The organism is Streptomyces sp. NPDC037389, assembly GCF_040636475.1.
Taxonomy (GTDB): Bacteria; Actinomycetota; Actinomycetes; order Streptomycetales; family Streptomycetaceae; genus Streptomyces; species Streptomyces hesseae.
In genome coordinates, this window is record NZ_JBEZUS010000004.1 from 236,540 (window position 1) to 258,454 (window position 21,915).

The window sequence follows — 21,915 nt, forward strand, 5'->3', positions numbered from 1 at the left end:
CGGCGCCTTCCAGCGAAAACGCAGCTCGGCGGGGGTGGGAGAACCCAGAACACCCGTTCCCGTATGGCGTGCACAAGATCCGCGCCCATTGTGGACAACCCATGCGTCCACCGATGTGGGTGACCCGCGCCCCTCGGGCGCGGGCCCACGGCCGGATCAGGCGAGCTGTGCCGTCCGTACGACCACCATGGCGACGATCACCAGCAGGGCCGCCGCACAGGTCAGCCGCTGGACCAGCAGCCGCTTGCCGCGCGGGGCGTGCACCATCCCGTAGGCCACCGCCGTGCCCACCACCAGGCCGCCGACGTGCGCCTCCCAGGCGATGTTGCTCCAGGTGAAGGTGAAGATCAGATTGAGCACGAGCAGCGCGATGACCGGCCGCATGTCGTACTTCAGACGCCGCATCAGCACGGCCGTCGCACCCAGCAGACCGAAGATCGCGCCCGAGGCGCCGAGCGACGGCTGGTTGGGCGCGGCGACGAAATAGGTGAGCGCGCTGCCGCCCAGACCGGCCAGCAGATAGAGGGCCAGATAGCGGACACGGCCCAGCGCCGCCTCCAGCGGCGGGCCCAGCCACCACAGCGAGAGCATGTTGAAGGCGATGTGCATGACCTGCTGATGGAGGAACATCGCGGTCAGCAGCCGGTACCACTGCCCCTCGGCGACGCCCTCCAGCGGGCCGAAGTCCGACAGCGTCGCCCGCCCGAACAGCTCCAGGCTGTCCATCAGCCGGTCCCCGGTGGCCATCACCGCGATCCACACGGCGATGTTGATCCCCAGCAGGACCTTGGTGACCAGTCGCGGATCGCTCGTGTGCACCCCGCCGGCGACCGTGCGCGCGGCCGTCGCCCGGGGGTCGTGGCCCGTACCGGAACCGCTGCTCACACACTCCGGGCACTGGAATCCCACGGAGGCGCTCACCATGCACTCAGGGCAGATGGGGCGCTCGCAGCGGACGCAGCGGATGCCGGTCTCCCGGTCCGGATGCCGGTAGCAGCGGACGGCCTGCTCGTTCATGCTCTCCCTCGCCCCTGTGTCGGGCCGGTGTGCCCACTGCACAACGCACGGCCCCGCCCGTCATACGGACGGGCGGGGCGCCAGGTTCCCATGAGACGCCGGGGCCCGGGGGCCCTACAGCGGATCTTCGCGGGGTGTGCGGAGCGGTCGTCAGCGGGTCTCGACGACGACCGACTCGATGACCACGTCGTTGACCGGACGGTCGGTGCGCGGGTTGGTGGCGGTTTCGGCGATGGCGTCCACGACCTTCTTCGAGGCGTCGTTGGTGACCTCGCCGAAGATGGTGTGCTTGCCGGTCAGCCAGGCGGTGGGGGACACGGTGATGAAGAACTGCGAGCCGTTGGTGCCCGGACCGGCGTTGGCCATGGCCAGCAGGTACGGCTTGGTGAAGGCGAGGTCCGGGTGGAACTCGTCCTTGAACTGGTAGCCCGGGCCGCCGGTGCCGTTGCCCAGCGGGTCGCCGCCCTGGATCATGAAGCCGCTGATGACGCGGTGGAAGACCGTGCCGTCGTACAGCTTGTCCTTCGTCTTGGCGCCCGTCTCCGGGTTCACCCACTCGCGCTCGCCGTTCGCCAGCTCGACGAAGTTCTTGACCGTCTGGGGGGCGTGGTTCGGCAGAAGCCGGATCTCGATGTCGCCCTGGTTGGTCTTCAGGGTGGCGTAAAGCTGCTCGGCCACGATCTACCTTCCATAGTGTTCACTGACAGCCACCGATCCTCGCACGGCGGGATCGCGGCGAGTAGCCGACAAAGCCCGGCGCGCGGCGGCGAACCGTGGCATTGTCGACCGGAGCTCCCCTGATGACCCGGATGCCCGATCGCACATGCCGGACCGCCCATCGGCAGGCATGATTTTTCCACTGGGTGGAAAGGCGACAAACCATACGCCACCGAGGAGGAGGATCCCGTGACCCGCAAGGACAGCGTGCGCGCCGCGACCAGCACCGCCAAGGACAGCGTGCGCCACGCCGCGGAAGTGGTGGCGCCCTACGCCGGCACGGCCAAGGACGCCGCCGTGCATTACGCCCATGAGGCCCGCACCCGGCTCGCGCCCAAGGTCGCCGAAGCCGCTCACCAGGCCCGCGCGCAGTACGACACCCATCTCCACCCGCGCATCGAGCACGCGCGGGACGCCCTGCCGCCGAAGGTCGAAGAGGTCGCCACCCGGGCCCGCGCCGCCGCCGAGCCCGTCCGGGACGAGGCACTCTCCCGGGGCACCGCCGCCCTCGCCGCGCTGCGCGGCCAGGTGTCCGCCGAGGACGTGGAGAAGCTGAGCCGCCGCCGGGACCGCCGCTGCCGCACCGGGCGCGTGGCCAGGCGGCTCGCGCTGTTCGGGCTCCTCACGGCCGGCGCCGTCGTCGCCTGGAAGTGGTGGGACCGGCAGGCCAACCCGGACTGGCTCGTCGAGCCCCCGGAGGCCACCGAGCCCGCCGACCGTCCGCACCTGTCCTCCGTCGACGGCAGCGGTGACCGTTCCGCCCTCGACCCGGAGGTCCAGGCCAAGCAGGACCGGGCGGACACGGAGGCCTCCACCGAGGGCGACGACGACCGCCCCTGACGGCCACCCCCGACGACCGTCCCGACGACCGCCTCCGAGGGACGGCGAAACGGGCACCGGCACAGGCCCTCCACACGGCTCGCACACAGTCGGCACACGAGTCGGCCGCAACACCCGGACCCCGGGGAAGACAAAGCCCCTCCGACCACGTTTCCGCAGGTCGGAGGGGCTTTTCTGTGGAGCCTAGGGGAGTCGAACCCCTGACATCTGCCATGCAAAGACAGCGCTCTACCAACTGAGCTAAGGCCCCGTCGGGGACCAGACTACCCGGTGTCGACGCTCTTTCCCGACCGGGTATCGCCGCGACCCACCACTCTCCGTAGGATGCACCGCAAGATTCGCGGCAGCGAAGCGAAGGGGAGAGCGTGATGGACGCAGCACAGCAGGAAGCCACCGCCCGCGCACGGGAGCTACAGCGCAGCTGGTACGGGGAGCCGTTGGGGGCACTCTTCCGCCGTCTCATCGACGACCTCGGCCTCAACCAGGCCCGCCTCGCGTCCGTTCTGGGCCTTTCCGCCCCCATGCTCTCCCAGCTGATGAGCGGTCAGCGCGCCAAAATCGGCAATCCGGCCGTGGTGCAGCGGGTACAGGCGCTCCAGGAGCTCTCCAGCCAGGTCGCGGACGGCACCGTGAGCGCGGCCGAGGCGGCCGAGCGGATGGAGGAGGTCAAGAAGAGCTCGGGCGGCTCCGTCCTCAACTCCACCCAGACCACGGCCAGCAGCGGGGCGCCGACCGTGCGCCGGGTGGTGCGCGAGATCCAGTCGCTGCTGCGGTCGGTGGCGGGCGCGGGGGACATCATCGACGCCGCCGAGACCCTTGCCCCCACCCATCCCGAACTCGCCGAGTTCCTCCGGGTGTACGGCGCCGGGCGGACCGCCGAGGCGGTCGCCCACTACGAGGCGCACCAGAACTGACCGTGCCGGGGGGAGCCGGCGCACGGCGGAGGCGGGGGTGACGCGCGCGACATGGGTGAGCTCTTCGCTGGGCGGTACGAGCTGGTGGACCCGATCGGGCGGGGCGGGGCGGGCGCCGTCTGGCGGGCCTGGGACCAGCGGCGGAAGCGCTACGTGGCCGCGAAGGTGCTTCAGCAGAGCGACGCCCACACACTGCTGAGGTTCGTCCGCGAGCAGGCCCTGCGCATCGACCATCCCCATGTGCTGGCCCCGATGAGCTGGGCGGCCGACGACGACAAGGTGCTGTTCACCATGGAGATGGTGGGCGGCGGCTCGCTCGCCCATCTCATCGGCGACTACGGGCCGTTGCCGCCGCATTTCGTCTGCGTATTGCTGGATCAGCTGCTGTCCGGGCTCGCGGCGGTGCACGCGGAAGGCGTGGTGCACCGGGACATCAAACCGGCCAACCTCCTTTTGGAGGCGACCGGTACGGGCCGCCCGCATTTACGGCTCTCCGATTTCGGGATCGCCATGCGCAAGGGCGAGCCGAGGCTCACGGACACCAACTTCGTCATGGGGACGCCGGGTTACTTCGCGCCCGAGCAAATGCTGGGCGAGGAACCGGACTTTCCCGCCGACCTCTTCGCCGTCGGGCTGGTGGCCCTCTATCTCCTCACGGGCCGTAAACCGGACGCCGAGGCGCTGGTCGAGCTGTTCCCCGAGCAGGGCGTGCCGAGCGCTCCCCAGGAGGTGCCGGAGCCGCTCTGGGAGGTCGTCGCCAGTCTGCTCCACCCGGATCCGTACGCCCGCTTCCGTACGGCCACGGGGGCGCGCAAGGCCCTCGCGGCGGCCGTGGAGCTGCTGGATCCGCCCGACGCCGACGAGGAGCGGATCGAGGTCTTCGACCAGTTGGGCCCGTTGCCGCCGGGCTTCGGCCGGGACGGCCCGGAGCGGCAGCCGATCGCGGAGCCCCCCATGGCTCCACCGCTCCCCGCCTACCCGCCCACACGCCCCTACACGACCCCGCGGCCGCTCCCCCCGCCGCTGCCTCCGCCGCCCGCTCAGGAGCCCGTCCAGGAGCCCGCCGTGGCGCCCTCACGGGGGTCTCGACGACCCTCGGGACCGCCGTCGAAGGTGGTGGTGCCGGTGCTGGTCGTGGCGTTGCTCAGCCTCGCGATCGGGGTGTGGGCGCTCCTCGCCGGCCAGGGCGGATGATCTTTACGTTCGCAATCATTTTATTTGCGTACGCAATCAAACCCTCGGTGCAAACGGACGCGCAAACGGACCGGGCCCGAACGCATGAGCAGGGCCCCGGCCGCTTCCGCGGCCGGGGCCCTGCTTCAGTTCAGTTCGTGTCGCGGATCCGGCGACTCACACACCCGAACCCGAGGGAACGGAGTCGGTCGCCTCCGTCCACAGGTCCTGCTCGGCACGATCCGCCTGGATCTGCCGGTACACGAGGAGCCCGCCGATGGCGGCCAGTGCGACCAGGAGCAGCTTCTTCACCGCGCGACCTCGTCTTTCCTTGACGTGAGGGAGCCTCTGGTGGCCGATGATACACACCGGCCGATACCGATCGGTGACCTGTGCCCGCTCCCCCTCCGGGACCACCCCGGCCGGCACCCGGCGCCCGGGCCCGCCGGCGGCAGTGCCCGGCCGTGAACTCCCAAAAGCGATCGGCCCGGACGGAGAATTCCGTCCGGGCCGATCGTACTGTGGGGCTAACAGGACTTGAACCTGTGGCCTCTTCCTTATCAGGGAAGCGCTCTAACCGTCTGAGCTATAGCCCCGCGCCTTGCGACACCGAAAGATTAGCGCACTTGGGGCCCAGTCCCAAAATCGCCCGGGCCCCGTGCCCCGGGAAGCTCTATTCGTCCTCGGCGAGCGTCAGCTCAACGCCGCCCACGAAACCGGCGGCGAGGTTGTAGACAAAGGCGCCGAGCGTGGCCAGGGCGGTCGCCAGCACGACGTCGACCACCGCGATGACGGTGGTGAAGAGCAGCACGTGCGGCAGCGACAGGAACGACTCCAGATCGAAGCCGCCGCCCTCACCGGAGGCGGTGGCGTCGCTGACGGTACCGCCGACGGCCTGGAAGACGCCCATCGCGTCCATGACCGTCCACAGGACGGCCGCGGCCACGATCGTGCAGACGCCCAGGGCGACCGACAGCAGGAAGCTGACCTTCATCACCGACCACGGGTCGGCCTTGGCCACCCGCAGCCTCGCCTTGCGCGTACGCGGGCCCGTGGCGGCCGTACGGACCGCGGGGCGCTGCGCGGGGGCCTGCTCCTGGCCGGCGGCGCGGTCGGCCGGCTGGGCGGGCCCGGGCACCTTGGCGGCCTTCCCGTCCTCGCCCGCCTTCGCGGCCCGAGCGGACTGGCCGGACTGGCCGGTCTTGGTGGCCTGAGCGGTCCGGGCGGCCTTGGTGGGCTTCCCGTCCTTGCCGTCCTTGGCGCCCTTGCCGTCCTTGGCACCCTTGGCCGCACCGCCGGAGGCCTCGGCGGCCTTGGCGGCCTCAGAAGCGGAACGGGATTCGGAATCGGCTTCGGAACCGTCCTCGGAATCGGAGCGTTCGGCCGGAGGCTCGTACGCCTTCGGCGGGTGATACGGCTGTGGACCTCGGGTCTCCGTCATGGTCTTCCCCCTGCCTGCGGTCCTGGTGCCACCGGCCCGGGAGCCCGCGCCGTCCTTGTCGGCCGCGCCGTCCTTGTCGGCCGTGCCGTCCGCGACCGAGCCACGGGCCTCCACCTTGTCGGTGTCGGGTGGGGCGGGATCCCGCCGCTTGGCACCCGCGCCGCTCTCGGCGGTGCCCGTGGCTCGACTCACGAATTACTCCTCGGTGTGCTCGGCCTGAGGCATGGTGCCCTCGGCCGCCTCGGACCCGCCCTCGGCCGCGTCGATCGCCTCGTCGACACCCTCAGCCTCGCGACCGGCCTCGGCGTTCCGGGCGATGCCCACGACGGCATCGCGCTTGCCCAGGTTGATCAGTTGGACGCCCATGGTGTCACGGCCCGTCTCCCGGACTTCGGCGACCCGGGTGCGGATCACACCGCCGCCCAGAGTGATGGCCAGAATCTCGTCGCCCTCCTCGACCACCAGGGCGCCGACCAGGGAACCGCGGTCCTCCACGATCTTGGCGGCCTTGATGCCGAGGCCGCCTCGGCCCTGAACGCGGTACTCGTCGACGTTGGTGCGCTTGGCGTACCCGCCGTCGGTGGCGGTGAAGACGAACGTACCGGGACGGACCACATTCATCGAGAGGAGCTCGTCACCCTCACGGAAGCTCATGCCCTTGACACCGGAGGTGGCACGGCCCATGGGACGGAGGGTGTCATCCGAAGCGGTGAAGCGGATGGACTGCGCCTTCTTGCTGATCAGCAGCAGGTCGTCGGTGGCCGAGACCAGCTCGGCGCCGATCAGCTCATCCTCGACGCCACCGTCCGTCTCCCGGAGGTTGATGGCGATGACACCGCCGGAGCGCGGCGAGTCGTAGTCCTTGAGCGGGGTCTTCTTCACCAGGCCCGACTTGGTGGCCAGCACCAGGTAGGGCGCCACGTCGTAGTCGCGGACGGCGAGGATCTGGGCGATCTTCTCGTCCGGCTGGAAGGCCAGCAGGTTGGCCACGTGCTGACCACGCGCGTCCCGGCCGGCGTCCGGCAGCTCGTACGCCTTGGCCCGGTAGACCCGGCCCTTGTTGGTGAAGAAGAGCAGCCAGTGGTGGGTGGTGGAGACGAAGAAGTGGTCGACGATGTCGTCCTCGCGCAGCTTCGTACCGCGCACGCCCTTGCCACCGCGCTTCTGCGAGCGGTAGTCCTCGGTCTTGGTGCGCTTCACATAGCCGCCGCGGGTGATCGTGACGACGATGTCCTCCTCGGCGATCAGGTCCTCGATGGACATGTCGCCTTCGAAGGGCACCAGCTGGGAGCGCCGGTCCTCGCCGAACTTCTCGACGATCGCCGTCAGTTCCTCGCTGATGATGCCGCGCTGCCGCTCGGGCGAGGCCAGGATGGCGTTGTACTCGTTGATCTTCGCCTGGAGCTCGTCGTGCTCGGCGGTGATCTTCCGGTGCTCCAGGGCGGCCAGTCGGCGCAGCTGCATCTCGAGGATGGCGTTGGCCTGGATCTCGTCGATCTGGAGCAGGCCCATCAGGCCCGTACGGGCGACGTCGACGGTGTCGCTGCGCCGGATGAGCGCGATGACCTCGTCGATGGCGTCCAGGGCCTTGAGCAGACCGCGCAGGATATGGGCGCGCTCCTCCGCCTTGCGCAGCCGGAAACGGGTGCGCCGGACGATGACCTCGATCTGGTGCGTCACCCAGTTGCGGATGAACGCGTCCAGCGAGAGGGTGCGCGGCACGCCGTCGACCAGCGCCAGCATATTGGCGCCGAAGTTGGTCTGGAGATCGGTGTGCTTGTAGAGGTTGTTGAGGACGACCTTGGCGACCGCGTCCCGCTTGAGGACGACGACCAGGCGCTGGCCCGTGCGGGAGGAGGTCTCGTCGCGGACGTCGGCGATGCCGCCGACCCTGCCGTCCTTCACCAGGTCGGCGATCTTCTGCGCGAGGTTGTCCGGGTTGACCTGGTAGGGCAGCTCGGTGACCACCAGGCACTGGCGGTTCTGGATCTCCTCGACCGCGACGACCGCGCGCATGGTGATCGAGCCGCGGCCGGTGCGGTAGGCCTCCTCGATGCCCTTGCGGCCCACCACGAGGGCGCCGGTCGGGAAGTCGGGGCCCTTGATCCGCTCGATGAGCGCGTCGAGGAGCTCCTCGGCGGAGGCCTCGGGGTTGGCCAGGAACCACTGGGCGCCCTCGGCCACCTCGCGCAGGTTGTGCGGCGGGATGTTGGTGGCCATACCGACGGCGATACCGGCGGAACCGTTCACCAGCAGGTTGGGGAAGCGCGACGGCAGGACCGTCGGCTCCTGGTTGCGGCCGTCGTAGTTGTCCTGGAAGTCGACGGTCTCCTCGTCGATGTCCCGGACCATCTCCATCGACAGCGGCGCCATCTTGCACTCGGTGTAGCGCATGGCGGCGGCCGGGTCGTTGCCCGGGGAGCCGAAGTTGCCGTTGGAGTCGACGAGCGGCATCCGCATGGCCCAGGGCTGGGCGAGGCGGACGAGCGCGTCGTAGATGGAGGCGTCGCCGTGCGGGTGGTACGTACCCATGACGTCACCGACGACGCGGGCGCACTTGTAGAAGCCCTTCTCGGGCCGGTAGCCGCCGTCGTACATCGCGTAGAGCACGCGGCGGTGCACCGGCTTGAGGCCGTCGCGGACGTCGGGGAGCGCACGCGAGACGATGACGCTCATCGCGTAGTCGAGGTACGAGCGCTGCATCTCCGTCTCGAGCCCGACGGGCTCGACGCGCATGCCCACGCCCTCCAGGGGTGCCGGGGCACCCTCGGGCGTGACCTCGGGGACGGGAGCGGTGGGAGTCTCAGGGGTCTCGTCGGCCATTGCTGTTCAAAGTCCTTTCGCGCTGCGGCTGTTTCGGGTGGCCGACAGGCTCAGATGTCGAGGAAGCGGACGTCCTTGGCGTTGCGCTGGATGAAGGAGCGCCGTGCCTCGACGTCCTCGCCCATGAGCACCGAGAACAGGTCGTCCGCCTGCGCGGCGTCGTCCAGCGTGACCTGGCCGAGCACACGGTGGTCGACGTCCATGGTGGTGACGCGCAGCTCCTCGGCGTTCATCTCGCCGAGACCCTTGAAGCGCTGGACCGAGTCGTCCTTGATCCGCTTGCCGTTCTCCCGGCCCAGCTGGATCAGGGCGTCGCGCTCGCGGTCGGAGTAGGCGTACTCGAAGTCGTCCTTGCCCCACTTGATCTTGTAGAGCGGGGGACGGGAGAGGTAGACGTGCCCGGCCTCGACCAGTGGACGCATAAAGCGGAAGAGGAAGGTGAGCAGCAGGGTGTTGATGTGCTGACCGTCGACGTCGGCGTCCGCCATCAGGATGATCTTGTGATAGCGGAGCTTCGAGATGTCGAAGTCCTCGTGCACACCGGTGCCGAAGGCGGAGATCAGCGCCTGGATCTCGGTGTTCTGGAGGATCTTGTCGATCCGGGCCTTCTCGACGTTGAGGATCTTGCCTCGGATCGGGAGGATCGCCTGGTACTGCGGGTTGCGGCCGGACTTGGCCGAGCCGCCGGCGGAGTCACCCTCGACGATGAAGATCTCGCACTTGGCCGGCTCGTTCGACTGGCAGTCGGACAGCTTGCCCGGCAGCGACGCCGTCTCCAGCAGGCCCTTGCGGCGGGTGAGGTCGCGCGCCTTGCGGGCCGCCACCCGGGCGGTGGCCGCCTGGATGGACTTGCGGATGATGTCCGAGGCCTCGTTGGGGTTGCGGTCCAGCCAGTCCGTGAGCTGCTCGTGGACGACCTTCTGGACGAAGGTCTTGGCCTCGGTGTTGCCCAGCTTGGTCTTGGTCTGGCCCTCGAACTGCGGCTCGCCGAGCTTGACGGAGATGATCGCCGTCAGGCCCTCGCGGATGTCGTCGCCCGTGAGGTTGTCGTCCTTCTCGCGGAGCAGCTTCTTGTCGCGCGCGTAGCGGTTGATCAGACCGGTGAGCGCCGCGCGGAAGCCCTCCTCGTGGGTGCCGCCCTCGTGGGTGTGGATGGTGTTGGCGAAGCTGTAGACACCCTCGCTGTACTGGGTGTTCCACTGCATCGACACCTCGAGGGAGAGCATCCGCTCCTTGTCCTCGGACTCGAAGGCGATCACCGAGGGGTGAACGACCTCGCCCTTGCGGGAGTTGAGGTAGCGGACGAAGTCGGAGATGCCGCCCTCGTAGTGGTAGCGGACGGAGAGGGGCTTGCCCTCCTCGTCCACGTGCGCCGGGCGCTCGTCGGTCAGCGAGATGGTCAGGCCCTTGTTGAGGAACGCCATCTCCTGGAAGCGCCGCGAGAGCGTCTCGAAGGAGTACTCGGTGGTCTCGAAGATGTCGCCGTCGGCCCAGAAGGTGACGGAGGTGCCGGTCTCGTCCGTCGCCTCGTTCTTCTGCAGCGGGGCGGTCGGGACGCCGAGCTTGTAGTCCTGGGTCCAGCGGAAGCCGTCGGTCCTGACCTCGACGGCGACGCGCGTGGACAGGGCGTTGACGACGGAGACGCCGACGCCGTGCAGACCACCGGAGACGGCGTAGCCGCCGCCGCCGAACTTGCCGCCCGCGTGCAGCACGGTCAGGACGACCTCGACGGCGGGCTTGCCCTCGGAGGGCACGATGCCGACCGGGATGCCTCGGCCGTTGTCGACGACGCGCACGCCGCCGTCGGACAGGATCGTCACGTCGATGGTGTCCGCGTGACCGGCGAGAGCCTCGTCGACGGAGTTGTCGACGACCTCGTAGACGAGGTGGTGGAGGCCGCGCTCGCCGGTGGAGCCGATGTACATGCCGGGCCGCTTGCGGACCGCGTCCAGGCCCTCCAGCACGGTGATCGCACTGGCGTCGTACGACGTCTCACCGCCAGGGGCGGACCCGGCGCCCACAGCCTCGGAGGGGGTGGTGTTCTCGTTGGGGTTGCCGGAATCGGCCACGAAGCGCCCTTTCTGGCACAGCACAGGCCATCCCCTACCGCGGCGGGAATCCCGGGGGCAGGCAGGAGCGGCTGCGTCGTTCAGTGTTGGTCGACGACTCCCGCGATCCGGCGGGATTACTACCAGTGTACCGGTGGCGCTGACATGAATGGGGGTTTGCCGGTGCCTGAGTCCTCTTGTGGCGCCCTGAACCGGCATCAGCCGACTCCCCATATTCGGCCCCGGCCTCCAAGAGGCTCACAGGGGCACTCAGCGCTTCGGGCTGTCAACCGCCCGCTACCGTGCGCGGAGTGTCCACCGGCCCCGGGCGTCACTCTGCGCATCACCCGTCGTCGGCCCGGCTTCCGCACGGCCGTCCCCGGTGCTTCCGACCTGGGACAACCTTTGACCAACCATGACCGGTAGATCATCCATAGGTGTCGCCGGGGCCGGTGCTCCCGGGGGCGCGCAGCGGCCCGTACCGGCGCGCGGGCCCGCCCGGACCCAGCACCTTGATCGTCTTCACCGTGCCCTGGCCCAGGTCGTCGTTGAGCCGGGCCACCAGCGTGGGCGCCAGCAGCCGCAGCTGGGTCGCCCAGGCCGTCGAGTCGCACTGCACCGTGAGCACCCGCGCGTCCTCGTCGTACTTCTGCGGCTCGCAGTGCAGCGCCACCTCGGGGCCGACCATCTGCGGCCAGCGGCCCATCACCCCGCCGACCGCCGCGGGCGTCTCCCAGCCCCGCTCGGTGATCAGCCGGTTGATCGCGGCACCCAGCGGCAGCGGATCGCGACCGTCGGCGCGCGCCCCGGAGCGCAGTCCCCCGCGGCGGGCCTGCTTCTTCTGCTGCGCCGCCGCGCCCCGCGCCCGGGCCTGCTCCTTGGCGGCCCGCAGCGCCACGCGCGCCAGGTCCACTCCGGAGGGCTCCGGCGGCTTCCCCTGGTCCCCCGGACCGTGGTCCCGATGGCCGGACGGCGTGCTCATACGCGCTCGACCCCGCCCCGCTCGACCGCGTAGCGGGCACCGGTGAGGACACCGGGCACGTCGTCGTCCACGGCCGCCGTCACCAGGACCTGCTCGCCCGGAGCAACCAGCTCCGCCAGCCGTTCCCGCCGTCTGGCGTCCAGCTCGGCGAAGACGTCGTCGAGCACCAGCACCGGCTCGTCGCCCTCCGCGCGCAGCAGCTCGTACGAGGCCAGGCGCAGCGCCAGCGCGTACGACCAGGACTCGCCGTGGCTCGCGTACCCCTTGGCGGGCAGCTCGCCCAGGCGCAGCAGCAGCTCGTCGCGGTGCGGGCCGACGAGCGTCACACCGCGCTCGATCTCCTGCTTGCGGGCCTCGGCGAGGGCGACGAGCAGCGCCTCGTAGAGCTCCTCGCGGGTATGGGCGCCCTCGATGCCGGCCGGGCCGCGGTAGTCGAAGGAGATGGGGCCGCCGCCGGGCGCCAGCTGCTCGTAGGCCTTGTCGGCCAGCGGGCGCAGAGTGGCTATCAGGTCGAGCCGCCGGGCGAGCAGCTCCGCGCCGGCGCGGGCCAGGTGCTGGTCCCAGATGTCGAGGGTGGAGAGGTCCATCTGGCGGCCGCCGTGGCGGCGGGCCATCGCGGCGGACTTCAGCAGGGTGTTGCGCTGCTTGAGGACGCGCTCGTAGTCGGAGCGCACACCCGCCATACGGGGTGAGCGCGCGGTGATCAGCTCGTCGAGGAACCGGCGGCGCTCGCCGGGGTCGCCCTTGACGAGGGCCAGGTCCTCGGGGGCGAACAGCACGGTGCGCACGATGCCGAGCACGTCGCGCGGTCTGACCTGGGAGGAACGATTGATCCGGGCCCGGTTGGCCCGGCCCGGGTTGAGCTCCAGCTCGACGAGCTGCTGCCGCTCGCCCTGGACGACGGCGGCGCGGATGATCGCCCGGTCGGCGCCCATCCGTACCAGCGGCGCGTCCGAGGAGACCCGGTGGCTGCCGAGGGTGGCCAGATAGCCGACGGCCTCGACGAGATTGGTCTTGCCCTGGCCGTTGGGGCCCACGAAGGCCGTGACGCCCGGGTCGAGCGGGACCTCGGCCCGGGCGTACGAGCGGAAGTCGGCCAGCGACAGATGCGTGACGTGCATGGTTGCGTGCCGACCTCCCCCGGCTGCTGGGTATCGCTTCTCGGAACTACTTCTTGGTCTCGACCGCGTGGCCACCGAACTGGTTGCGCAGCGCGGCGATCATCTTCATCTGCGGGGAGTCCTCCTGGCGCGAGGCGAAGCGCGCGAAGAGGGAGGCCGTGATCGCGGGCAGCGGCACGGCGTTGTCGATGGCGGCCTCGACCGTCCAGCGGCCCTCGCCGGAGTCGGCCGCGTAGCCGCGCAGCTTGTCGAGGTGCTCGTCCTGGTCGAGGGCGTTGACGGCCAGGTCCAGCAGCCAGGAGCGGATGACCGTGCCCTCCTGCCAGCTGCGGAAGACCTCGCGCACGTCGGTGACGGAGTCGACCTTCTCCAGGAGCTCCCAGCCCTCGGCGTAGGCCTGCATCATCGCGTACTCGATGCCGTTGTGGACCATCTTGGCGAAGTGGCCGGCGCCGACCTTGCCCGCGTGGACCGAGCCGAAGTCGCCCTCGGGCTTGAGCGCGTCGAAGACCGGCTGGACCTTCGCGACGTTCTCGGGGGAGCCGCCGTACATCAGCGCGTAGCCGTTCTCCAGGCCCCAGACGCCGCCGGAGACACCGCAGTCGACGAAGCCGATGCCCTTGGCCGCCAGCTCCTCGGCGTGCTTCTCGTCGTCGGTCCAGCGGGAGTTGCCGCCGTCGACGACGACGTCACCGGGGGAGAGCAGCTCTGCCAGCTCGTCGATCGTCGACTGGGTGGCGGCACCGGCCGGGACCATGACCCACACGACGCGCGGGCCCTGGAGGGAATCCACAAGCTCCTTCAGGCTGTGGACATCCGCCAGATCCGGGTTGCGGTCGAATCCGATGACGGTGTGGCCTGCGCGGCGGATGCGCTCGCGCATGTTGCCGCCCATCTTGCCGAGACCGACGAGACCGAGCTCCATGGGTGATCCTCTTTGCCGTAGTCGTGCGGGTCGTACCAGGGGTACGTGCTTCGAGCCTACGCCGAGGGCTGGGAGCACACCTGTGGGGTGAGAGCGCTCAAACGGGTCGGCCCGCGCCCCGTCAGGGGCGCGGGGAACTGCGCGACCAGCCATGACCGGCCCGCAGCCGAAATGACCGGCTACGAGCCCATAGCGGCAATCCTCAGCCGGACAGGCGAACCGGCATGATCAGGTACTTGTAGGCGTCGTCCGCCTCCGCGTCCATGGCCGGCTTGCCACTGAGCAGCGCCGGCTTGGTGGACGTGGTGAAGGACAGCTGGGCGACCGGCGAGTCGATCGCCGAGAGACCCTCCAGCAGGAAGCCCGGGTTGAAGGCGATCGAGATGTCGTCGCCCTCCAGGTGGGCGTCGACCCTTTCCACAGCCTGTGCGTCGTCGCTGGAACCGGCCTCCAGGATGAGCACGCCCTGCTCGAAGCTGAGCCGCACCGGGGTGTTCCGCTCGGCGACCAGGGCCACACGCTTGACGGCCTCGACGAACGGCGCGGTCTCGATCACGGCGACCGAGTTGAACTCGGTCGGGAAGAGCGTGCGGTACTTCGGCAGGTCGCCCTCGAGCAGACGCGTGGTCGTACGGCGGCCGGCGCCCTCGAAGCCGATCAGGCCCTCACCGGCGCCGGAGCCGGACAGGGCGATCGAGACGGTGTCGCCGCCGCTGAGGGACTTGGCGGTGTCCAGGAGCGTCTTGGCGGGCACCAGGGCGACCGCGGAGATGTCCGGGGTCGCCGGCTTCCACATGAACTCGCGGACCGCGAAGCGGTAGCGGTCGGTGGAGGCCAGGGTGACGGTGTCGCCCTCGATCTCGATGCGCACACCGGTGAGCACCGGCAGCGTGTCGTCGCGGCCGGCGGCGATGGCGACCTGGGCGGCGGCGGAGGCGAAGACCTCGCCCGGGACCGTGCCCGTGGCGGTCGGCATCTGCGGCAGCGCCGGGTACTCCTCCACAGGCAGGGTGTGGAGTGTGAATCGCGAGGAGCCGCAGACCACGGTCACACGCACACCGTCGGTGGAGATTTCCACAGGCCTGTTGGGAAGCGCGCGGCAGATGTCGGCGAGCAGCCGGCCGGAGACGAGGACGGTGCCGTCCTCCTCCACATCCGCCTCGACCGAGACACGGGCGGAGACCTCGTAGTCGAAGCCGGAAAGGCTCAGGGAGCCGTCCTCCGCCTTCAGCAGCAGGCCCGCGAGGACCGGTACCGGCGGACGGGCCGGGAGGCTGCGGGCCGCCCAGGCCACTGCCTCCGCGAGTACATCGCGCTCCACCCGGATCTTCACCGGAACCGCCTCCTGCTTGTTGCTGGCTCGCCCTGCTGGCTTCTTCGTCGGCTGAGTGCCGGGGACCAGTCTGACGCACGCCGCTGACAGCCGGCGCTGCCGGCGGTCAAATCGAGCTCCGTGGCGCGAGGCCGGTTCATCCACAGCACCCACTTCGAAACGAGTTCTCCCCTTGAACACTGTGGTCGTAGTAGTAGGGGCTGTGGAAACCGTGGAAAACTTCCTTTGCCCAGGTCAGGGCCGATTTTTTATCCACCGGGCCTGTGGGTGGGGGGAGTGGAAAACCGGGGTGGTCTGTGGACCGCGAAAAGTTCTGCACACCCGGTGCACAGGCGAGGCGCACTTCTCCCCAGGGCTGTCCCCAGCTTTACCCCCGTTGCCCACAGCCCAACCCGGCACCCTGGTGTGACGCCTTTCACTCGGTGCGGTGAGATGGGGCGTTTCGTTGCCGAACAGTGGACAGCGGTGTGGAAAGGCTGTGTATAACACCGGTTCTCCTGTGGGCGGCCGGTGGACAACTTCGAGGGCGGTTGTGGGCGGCCCGGCTGTCCACAGGCTGTGGAACAAGGTTTGCCACAAATCCACACGCGGCTGACCTCGCCTGATGGCATATCAACAGCCCGGTCTGTGGACACCCTATGGATAACTTCGCGGTCCCCAGGGTGTGGACGGTGGACAGAGCCCGAATCTGTGGAGAACCGGCAGGTCAGGGGCAGGATTCGAACAGGCTGGGGACAGCGGGCACGGCGTCGGGGACGATGCGCGAGGCTCCGGGGACGTCTCCGACGGGTCCCGGAACGCCTCCGACGGTCCCCCGGGCGGCCCCTGAAACGCCGAAAGGGCGCTCCGGGAAGCGTCCCGGAGCGCCCTGGGACAGCCCTCGGCGGGCCGTCTCAGCCGTTCTTGATGCGGTTCGTCAGCTCGGTCACCTGGTTGTAGATCGAGCGCCGCTCGGCCATCAACGCGCGGATCTTGCGGTCCGCGTGCATCACGGTCGTGTGGTCACGGCCGCCGAACTGTGCGCCGATCTTCGGCAGCGAGAGGTCCGTGAGCTCCCGGCACAGATACATCGCGATCTGCCGGGCCGTCACCAGCACCCGGCTGCGCGAGGCCCCGCACAGGTCCTCCACGGTGTGCCCGAAGTAGTCGGCGGTCGCCGCCATGATGGCCGTCGCGGTGATCTCCGGCGAGGCGTCCTCGCCCCCCGGGATCAGATCCTTGAGGACGATCTCGGCCAGGCCTAGGTCCACCGGCTGCCGGTTCAGGCTGGCGAAGGCCGTCACCCGGATCAGCGCGCCCTCCAGCTCACGGATGTTCCGTGAGATCCGGGACGCGATGAACTCCAGCACCTCCGGCGGGGCGTTCAGCTGCTCCTGGACCGCCTTCTTCCGGAGGATCGCGATGCGCGTCTCCAGCTCCGGCGGCTGGACGTCCGTGATCAGGCCCCACTCGAAGCGGTTGCGCAGCCGGTCCTCCAGGGTCACCAGCTGCTTGGGCGGCCGGTCCGAGGACAGCACGATCTGCTTGTTCGCGTTGTGGAGCGTGTTGAACGTGTGGAAGAACTCCTCCTGCGTCGACTCCTTGCTCGCGAGGAACTGGATGTCGTCGACCAGGAGGATGTCCATGTCGCGGTAGCGCTTGCGGAACGCGTCCGCCTTGCCGTCGCGGATGGAGTTGATGAACTCGTTGGTGAACTCCTCGGAGCTCACATAGCGCACCCGCGTGCCCGGGTAGAGGCTGCGCGCGTAGTGCCCGATGGCGTGCAGCAGGTGGGTCTTGCCGAGCCCCGACTCCCCGTAGATGAACAGGGGGTTGTACGCCTTGGCCGGCGCCTCGGCCACCGCCACCGCGGCCGCGTGGGCGAAGCGGTTGGACGCGCCGATGACGAACGTGTCGAAGAGGTACTTCGGGTTCAGCCGCGCCGTCGGCTCGGCCGCTCCCGTACCCGCCGAGGACGACGAGCCGGATCCGGAGGGCGACGGGCCCGCCGACGGCGCCGGCCGGTCGGTGGGACGTCCGACGGCTCCCGTGTCGTGCGGCTCACGGCGCTGCTGCTCGTACGGCGCGCGCTCGGGGCGCTCCGGGGAGCGGTACTCGGGCTGCTGCTCGTACTGCGAGGCGTAGGGGTCCCGGTCACTCTCGGTGTACGAACCGAGCCGGGGCTGTTGCCATCCGTAGTCACCCCGGTCGCCCCGGTCGCCGCCGGGGGGCCCGGACGGGGCCGAGTGGCGCGGCCAGGCGCCCGGGGGCTCGCTGCGGGGCTGCTGGTAGTCCGGGTAGGCGGGCCGCACGGTCGGCAGGTCGTCGCCGGGACGGGCGCCGTAGCCGCCGTGGTTTCCCCCGTGGTTCGCGCCGTGGTTCCCGCCGTGGCTCTCGTACCCCTCGAACGTGTCACGGCCCTGGCCCGGGGCCGGGGCGTGCGGACGGGGGCGCTCGGGCTGCTGGGGGGCCTGGGCCGGGGGCTCGCCGGCGGATTCGTCGACGGTGATCGCGATCCGGATGGGGCGGCCGCACTCACGGCTCAGGGTCTCGCTGACGATCGGGGCGAGCCGGCCCTCGAGGACGCCCTTGGCGAACTCGTTCGGCACCGCCAGCAGGGCGGTGTCGGCCACCAGCGCCAGCGGCTGGCAGCGCTTGATCCAGTGCTCGTCCTTGCTCTCCACGCCCTGACCACGCCCCTCACCGAGGAGCTGTTCGAGCACGCGCGGCCACACTGCGGCAAGATCGGCGGGCAGGTCAGCCACAGGGCACGCTCTCTCAGTCACGGGGGGCGCCCCGGAGTCCCACGAATGTGTGGTTCTCGGGACAGGCGGGAAGGATTCAGAGTTCAGCCACGGTAGTCAGGGCGAGGCACGTGGTTCAAGTCGTTGTCCACAGGGTGTGTACAAATGTGCCATGAGGTGCCGCCTGTCGTCTTCCCGGCGCTGGAGAGGCTACGGTGGAGGCTGGGTACGCTGCCGGTTTGACCGGATGGCGTAACCACGCGTACCGTGACCAGGTCGAGTTGTCGATGGCTGCTGCCGCCTGCCTCCGATGGGCAAAGATCACGGGCCCCAGGTCCGTGTTCATGAAGCGGTGCACTTGGGCGTATTGCGAGTCTCCTCGTGGGCGCACGGTGACAGCCAGGCGATGTCCCGCCATCAATTCATTTCTGGAGTCCCCGAGTGAGCAAGCGCACCTTCCAGCCGAACAACCGTCGCCGCGCGAAGACCCACGGCTTCCGTCTGCGCATGCGCACCCGTGCCGGCCGCGCGATCCTCGCGTCCCGCCGTGGCAAGGGTCGCGCCAGCCTGTCGGCCTGACCAGCCTGACGTCGAGGTTCTGACGTGCTGCCTTCCGAGTCTCGGCTGAGGCGGCGCGAGGACTTCGCGGCCGCGGTTCGCCGAGGACGCAGGGCAGGCCGCCCGCTCCTCGTCGTCCACCTACGCAGCGGTAACACGGACCCGTACGCGCCCGGGGGGGTCGCCCCCTCGGCGCGTGCGGGTTTCGTCGTGAGCAAGGCCGTGGGCGGCGCTGTCGTCCGCAATCTGGTCAAGCGGCGATTGCGTCATCTGATGCGGGACCGGCTGGATCGGCTCCCCGCCGGTAGCCTGGTGGTGGTGCGAGCCCTGCCGGGCGCGGGCGAGGCGGGTCACGATCAGCTGTCCCGTGATCTCGACGCCGCGCTGGAGCGGCTCCTGGGAGGGGCGCCGCGAAGCAATCCCCCGGGGGGTGACCCCCGGAGCCCCGGTCACCCGGGAGGGAGCGCACAGTGAAGTACCCGCTGCTCTTGTTGATCAAGCTCTACCAGTGGACCATCAGCCCCCTGCTGGGCCCGGTCTGCAAGTACTACCCGTCTTGCTCGCACTACGGCTACACCGCGATCGACAGGCACGGTGCGGTCAAAGGAACGGTGCTGACGGCCTGGCGCATCCTGCGCTGTAACCCGTGGTCGCTCGGTGGCGTCGACCACGTCCCTCCCCGGAAGCGTCCGGTCTGGCACCAGCGGCTGAGGAGCCGACTGGGCGGGCACCCCGCCATGGGGCCCACCGCACAGCCCGAGACCCAGTCCAACGCCCAAGGAGCCTGATTCGTGGACACGATCCTCGGTCCCCTCTATTACGTTGTCTCCTGGATCATCGTCCAGTTCCACGCGTTCTACAGCTTGATCTTCAACAAGGACAGCGGCTGGGCGTGGGGTCTGTCGATCGTCTCGCTGGTGGTGCTGATCCGCATCTGCCTGATCCCGCTCTTTGTGAAGCAGATCAAGGCCACGCGGAACATGCAGGCGCTCCAGCCGAAGATGAAGGCGATCCAGGAGCGCTACAAGAGCGACAAGCAGCGCCAGTCCGAAGAGATGATGAAGCTCTACAAGGAGACGGGCACCAACCCGCTCTCGAGCTGTCTCCCGATCCTGGCCCAGTCGCCCTTCTTCATCTCGCTGTACCAGGTCCTGAACCACATCGCGCAGGGCAAGGTCGTCGGCGTCATCGACAAGCCGCTCCTGGAGAGCGCCCGGCAGGCGCACATCTTCGGTGCCCCGCTGTCGGTGAAGTTCATGGACTCCGCGTCCAAGGTCGAGTCCCTGGGCGCCAGCCTGACCGACGTCCGGGTCGTCACGGTCATCATGATCGTCCTGATGTCGCTGTCGCAGTTCTACACGCAGCGCCAGCTGATGACGAAGAACGTCGACCTCACGGTGAAGACGCCGTTCATGCAGCAGCAGAAGATGCTGATGTACGTCTTCCCGATCATGTTCGCCGTCTTCGGTATCAACTTCCCGGTCGGTGTCCTCGTCTACTGGCTGACCACCAACGTGTGGACCCTGGGTCAGCAGATGTTCGTCATCCGGCGCAACCCCACCCCCGGCAGCCTCGCCTTCCAGCAGCGCCAGGAGCGCCTGCGGGCCAAGGGCAAGCTGAAGGAGGACCCGGCGGAGGTCGAGGCGCGTGAGGTGGCCGAGGCCGCCCGTGCCGCCCGCCAGCAGCCGAAGCGCCAGACGAAGGCCAAGCGCCAGACCGGCGGCCCGGGCCATGCCGTCGCCTCCTCCTCCGGTAAGACTTCGCTGGAGAAGCAGGACGAGGAGTCCGGCGAGACCAAGGCCAAGCAGGCCGGCGGTACCGCCCGCGGCGCCAAGTCCGGACAGCGCAAGGGCGGCCCGCAGCGCCCCAAGCACCCGACCAAGAAGTGACGAAGGAGTCCCCCGTGACGGACACGGAGCGCCAGACCGCCGAGGGCACCGACACCCTGTCCCGCCTTGAGCAGGAGGGCGAGATCGCGGCCGACTACCTCGAGGGTCTGCTCGACATCGCCGACCTGGACGGCGACATCGACATGGACGTCGAGGCCGACCGCGCCTCGGTTTCGATCATCAGCGACTCCACCAGCCGTGATCTCCAGAAGCTGGTCGGCCGGGAGGGCGAGGTCCTGGAGGCCCTCCAGGAGCTCACCCGGCTCGCGGTGAACCGGGAGACCGGTGACCGCAGCCGGCTGATGCTCGACATCGCCGGCTTCCGGGCGCGCAAGCGCGAGGAGCTGGCCGGGCTGGGCGCCAAGGCCGCCCAGGAGGCCCTGAGCACCGGCCAGCCGGTCAAGCTGGACCCGATGACCCCCTTCGAGCGCAAGGTCATCCACGACGCCGTCGCCGCGGCCGGTCTGCGCAGCGAGTCCGAGGGCGAGGAGCCCCAGCGTCGCGTGGTCGTTCTGCCCGCCTGACCTGTCCCACGTCCAGGTGTGTACGGCCCCGTCTGCTCGCAGACGGGGCCGATCCTTGTCAGCCTGATATTCAGACTCCGACATCCGGATGGCCGGTGTCCGGAGACCCACAGATCAACGTTTGCCAATCAACGTTCACTGACGTTTGTACGGAAGGACGGTTCCCCGTGGAAGAGGCAGCGGAGCTCCCCCCGGCGCCCGCGGCGGCGCGGGCTGTTTTCGGTGACCGCTTTCCGGAGGCCGTCCGCTACGCGGAGCTGCTCGCGGACGCGGGCGTCAAGCGCGGGCTGATCGGTCCCCGTGAGGTCCCGCGGCTGTGGGAGCGCCATCTGCTGAACTGCGCGGTGCTGGCCGAGGCCGTGCCGGACGGCGTCTCCGTGTGCGACGTCGGCTCGGGTGCCGGACTGCCCGGTATCCCCCTGGCCCTGGTCCGGCCGGACCTCCAGATCACCCTGCTGGAGCCGCTGCTGCGCCGCACCACCTTCCTCCAGGAGGTCGTGGAGCTGCTGGGCCTGGACCATGTCACGGTGGTCCGCGGTCGCGCCGAGGAGATGCTCGGGAAGATCGACCCCGTGCATGTGGTCACCGCGCGGGCCGTGGCCCCGCTGGAGCGGCTCGCGGGCTGGGGCGTGCCGCTGCTGCGTCCTTACGGCGAGATGCTGGCGCTCAAGGGCGACACGGCCGAGGAGGAGCTCAAGGCCGCCCGTGCCGCGCTGGGCAAGCTGGGGGTCGTCAGGACCTCGGTGCTCCAGGTCGGCGAGGGAGTGGTGGACCCCCTGTCGACGCTGGTGCGGGTCGAGGTCGGGGAGAGCCCCGGCGGGGTGCGGTTCGCTGCCAAGCGGGCGAAGGCGGCCCGGGCCAACCGGCCGCGCCGTCGCTGATGCTCC

The 21,915-nt window shown here is 69.7% G+C and carries 19 protein-coding genes, 2 tRNA genes and 1 pseudogene; 9 read left to right on the plus strand and 13 right to left on the minus strand.

The window, feature by feature from the left end:
* Positions 1-156: 156 nt before the first annotated feature.
* Both AB0E98_RS10710 and AB0E98_RS10715 read right to left on the minus strand, forming a co-directional pair.
* Positions 157-1,017 carry a rhomboid family intramembrane serine protease gene (locus tag AB0E98_RS10710; protein ID WP_361701052.1) on the minus strand — a complete coding sequence of 287 codons (861 nt, stop codon included), beginning with the start codon at positions 1,015-1,017 and terminating at the stop codon, positions 157-159.
* A 150-nt stretch (positions 1,018-1,167) separates the two neighbouring features.
* Entirely contained in the window at positions 1,168-1,695 is a 528-nt protein-coding gene (locus tag AB0E98_RS10715) for a peptidylprolyl isomerase (protein WP_361701055.1), read from the minus strand.
* 228 nt (positions 1,696-1,923) lie between these two features.
* Here AB0E98_RS10715 and AB0E98_RS10720 point away from each other — a divergent pair, with 228 nt between their 5' ends.
* Positions 1,924-2,574, plus strand: a complete 651-nt coding sequence (locus tag AB0E98_RS10720; RefSeq protein WP_361701057.1) for a DUF5324 family protein — start codon at positions 1,924-1,926, stop codon at positions 2,572-2,574.
* Positions 2,575-2,751: 177 nt separating this feature from the next.
* Here the strand turns inward: AB0E98_RS10720 and AB0E98_RS10725 are convergent.
* Positions 2,752-2,824: transfer RNA gene (locus tag AB0E98_RS10725), tRNA-Ala, on the minus strand.
* A gap of 118 nt (positions 2,825-2,942) precedes the next feature.
* Here AB0E98_RS10725 and AB0E98_RS10730 point away from each other — a divergent pair.
* Together AB0E98_RS10730 and AB0E98_RS10735 are read left to right on the plus strand one after the other, a co-directional pair.
* The gene (locus tag AB0E98_RS10730) at positions 2,943-3,488 is read left to right on the plus strand and encodes a DNA-binding protein (protein ID WP_229357762.1); all 546 of its coding nucleotides are present in this window, start codon (positions 2,943-2,945) and stop codon (positions 3,486-3,488) included.
* Between the two features lie 51 nt (positions 3,489-3,539).
* Entirely contained in the window at positions 3,540-4,682 is a 1,143-nt protein-coding gene (locus AB0E98_RS10735) for a serine/threonine-protein kinase (protein WP_361701060.1), read from the plus strand.
* 156 nt (positions 4,683-4,838) lie between these two features.
* Here AB0E98_RS10735 and AB0E98_RS10740 read toward each other — a convergent pair whose 3' ends face one another.
* The 10 genes from AB0E98_RS10740 to dnaA form a co-directional block, all read right to left on the minus strand.
* Entirely contained in the window at positions 4,839-4,973 is a 135-nt protein-coding gene (locus AB0E98_RS10740) for a DLW-39 family protein (RefSeq protein ID WP_208809277.1), read from the minus strand.
* Between the two features lie 210 nt (positions 4,974-5,183).
* Positions 5,184-5,257, minus strand: a tRNA-Ile gene (locus AB0E98_RS10745).
* A gap of 77 nt (positions 5,258-5,334) precedes the next feature.
* On the minus strand, positions 5,335-6,102 hold the full coding sequence (locus AB0E98_RS10750; RefSeq protein WP_361701523.1) for a DUF3566 domain-containing protein: 768 nt from the start codon (positions 6,100-6,102) through the stop codon (positions 5,335-5,337).
* 195 nt (positions 6,103-6,297) lie between these two features.
* Positions 6,298-8,925 carry a DNA gyrase subunit A gene (gene gyrA / locus AB0E98_RS10755; RefSeq protein WP_361701062.1) on the minus strand — a complete coding sequence of 876 codons (2,628 nt, stop codon included), beginning with the start codon at positions 8,923-8,925 and terminating at the stop codon, positions 6,298-6,300.
* Between the two features lie 50 nt (positions 8,926-8,975).
* Positions 8,976-11,018 carry a DNA topoisomerase (ATP-hydrolyzing) subunit B gene (gyrB, locus tag AB0E98_RS10760; protein WP_361701065.1) on the minus strand — a complete coding sequence of 681 codons (2,043 nt, stop codon included), beginning with the start codon at positions 11,016-11,018 and terminating at the stop codon, positions 8,976-8,978.
* 382 nt (positions 11,019-11,400) lie between these two features.
* Positions 11,401-11,955 carry a DciA family protein gene (locus AB0E98_RS10765; RefSeq protein ID WP_361701067.1) on the minus strand — a complete coding sequence of 185 codons (555 nt, stop codon included), beginning with the start codon at positions 11,953-11,955 and terminating at the stop codon, positions 11,401-11,403.
* Entirely contained in the window at positions 11,952-13,076 is a 1,125-nt protein-coding gene (gene recF / locus AB0E98_RS10770; protein WP_361701070.1) for a DNA replication/repair protein RecF, read from the minus strand. Before recF ends, AB0E98_RS10765 begins: the two co-directional genes overlap by 4 nt.
* A gap of 46 nt (positions 13,077-13,122) precedes the next feature.
* Positions 13,123-14,001 (minus strand): phosphogluconate dehydrogenase (NAD(+)-dependent, decarboxylating), encoded by an 879-nt coding sequence (gene gnd / locus AB0E98_RS10775; RefSeq protein WP_361701073.1) that lies wholly within the window; start codon positions 13,999-14,001, stop codon positions 13,123-13,125.
* A gap of 202 nt (positions 14,002-14,203) precedes the next feature.
* Positions 14,204-15,334: a DNA polymerase III subunit beta gene (dnaN, locus tag AB0E98_RS10780; protein ID WP_361701076.1), complete on the minus strand. Its 1,131-nt coding sequence runs from the start codon at positions 15,332-15,334 to the stop codon at positions 14,204-14,206.
* An 893-nt stretch (positions 15,335-16,227) separates the two neighbouring features.
* Positions 16,228-18,078 carry a chromosomal replication initiator protein DnaA gene (gene dnaA, locus AB0E98_RS10785; RefSeq protein ID WP_361701079.1) on the minus strand — a complete coding sequence of 617 codons (1,851 nt, stop codon included), beginning with the start codon at positions 18,076-18,078 and terminating at the stop codon, positions 16,228-16,230.
* 420 nt (positions 18,079-18,498) lie between these two features.
* Here dnaA and rpmH point away from each other — a divergent pair, with 420 nt between their 5' ends.
* The 6 genes and pseudogenes from rpmH to rsmG all read left to right on the plus strand — a co-directional run bounded on the left by rpmH (position 18,499) and on the right by rsmG (position 21,909).
* Positions 18,499-18,636: a 50S ribosomal protein L34 gene (gene rpmH, locus AB0E98_RS10790; protein WP_010985740.1), complete on the plus strand. Its 138-nt coding sequence runs from the start codon at positions 18,499-18,501 to the stop codon at positions 18,634-18,636.
* Positions 18,637-18,660: 24 nt separating this feature from the next.
* Positions 18,661-19,029, plus strand: a pseudogene (rnpA, locus tag AB0E98_RS10795) (ribonuclease P protein component); the annotation flags it as partial.
* Between the two features lie 56 nt (positions 19,030-19,085).
* Positions 19,086-19,403 (plus strand): membrane protein insertion efficiency factor YidD, encoded by a 318-nt coding sequence (gene yidD / locus AB0E98_RS10800; protein ID WP_311614594.1) that lies wholly within the window; start codon positions 19,086-19,088, stop codon positions 19,401-19,403.
* A 3-nt stretch (positions 19,404-19,406) separates the two neighbouring features.
* Positions 19,407-20,504, plus strand: coding sequence for a membrane protein insertase YidC (gene yidC, locus AB0E98_RS10805; RefSeq protein WP_361701083.1), 1,098 nt, complete (start codon positions 19,407-19,409; stop codon positions 20,502-20,504).
* A gap of 14 nt (positions 20,505-20,518) precedes the next feature.
* Positions 20,519-21,028 (plus strand): R3H domain-containing nucleic acid-binding protein, encoded by a 510-nt coding sequence (locus AB0E98_RS10810; RefSeq protein ID WP_361701086.1) that lies wholly within the window; start codon positions 20,519-20,521, stop codon positions 21,026-21,028.
* Between the two features lie 167 nt (positions 21,029-21,195).
* Entirely contained in the window at positions 21,196-21,909 is a 714-nt protein-coding gene (gene rsmG, locus AB0E98_RS10815; protein WP_311614589.1) for a 16S rRNA (guanine(527)-N(7))-methyltransferase RsmG, read from the plus strand.
* Positions 21,910-21,915: the final 6 nt, after the last annotated feature.

What these genes read in the sequence shown, in the direction of transcription:
- AB0E98_RS10710 (WP_361701052.1), bottom strand. Translation starts at nt 1,017, where the DNA reads ATGAACGAGCAGGCCGTCCGCTGCTACCGGCATCCGGACCGGGAGACC.
- AB0E98_RS10730 (WP_229357762.1), top strand. Translation starts at nt 2,943, where the DNA reads ATGGACGCAGCACAGCAGGAAGCCACCGCCCGCGCACGGGAGCTACAG.
- AB0E98_RS10735 (WP_361701060.1), top strand. Translation starts at nt 3,540, where the DNA reads ATGGGTGAGCTCTTCGCTGGGCGGTACGAGCTGGTGGACCCGATCGGG.
- AB0E98_RS10750 (WP_361701523.1), bottom strand. Translation starts at nt 6,102, where the DNA reads ATGACGGAGACCCGAGGTCCACAGCCGTATCACCCGCCGAAGGCGTAC.
- gyrA (WP_361701062.1), bottom strand. Translation starts at nt 8,925, where the DNA reads ATGGCCGACGAGACCCCTGAGACTCCCACCGCTCCCGTCCCCGAGGTC.
- AB0E98_RS10765 (WP_361701067.1), bottom strand. Translation starts at nt 11,955, where the DNA reads ATGAGCACGCCGTCCGGCCATCGGGACCACGGTCCGGGGGACCAGGGG.
- recF (WP_361701070.1), bottom strand. Translation starts at nt 13,076, where the DNA reads ATGCACGTCACGCATCTGTCGCTGGCCGACTTCCGCTCGTACGCCCGG.
- gnd (WP_361701073.1), bottom strand. Translation starts at nt 14,001, where the DNA reads ATGGAGCTCGGTCTCGTCGGTCTCGGCAAGATGGGCGGCAACATGCGC.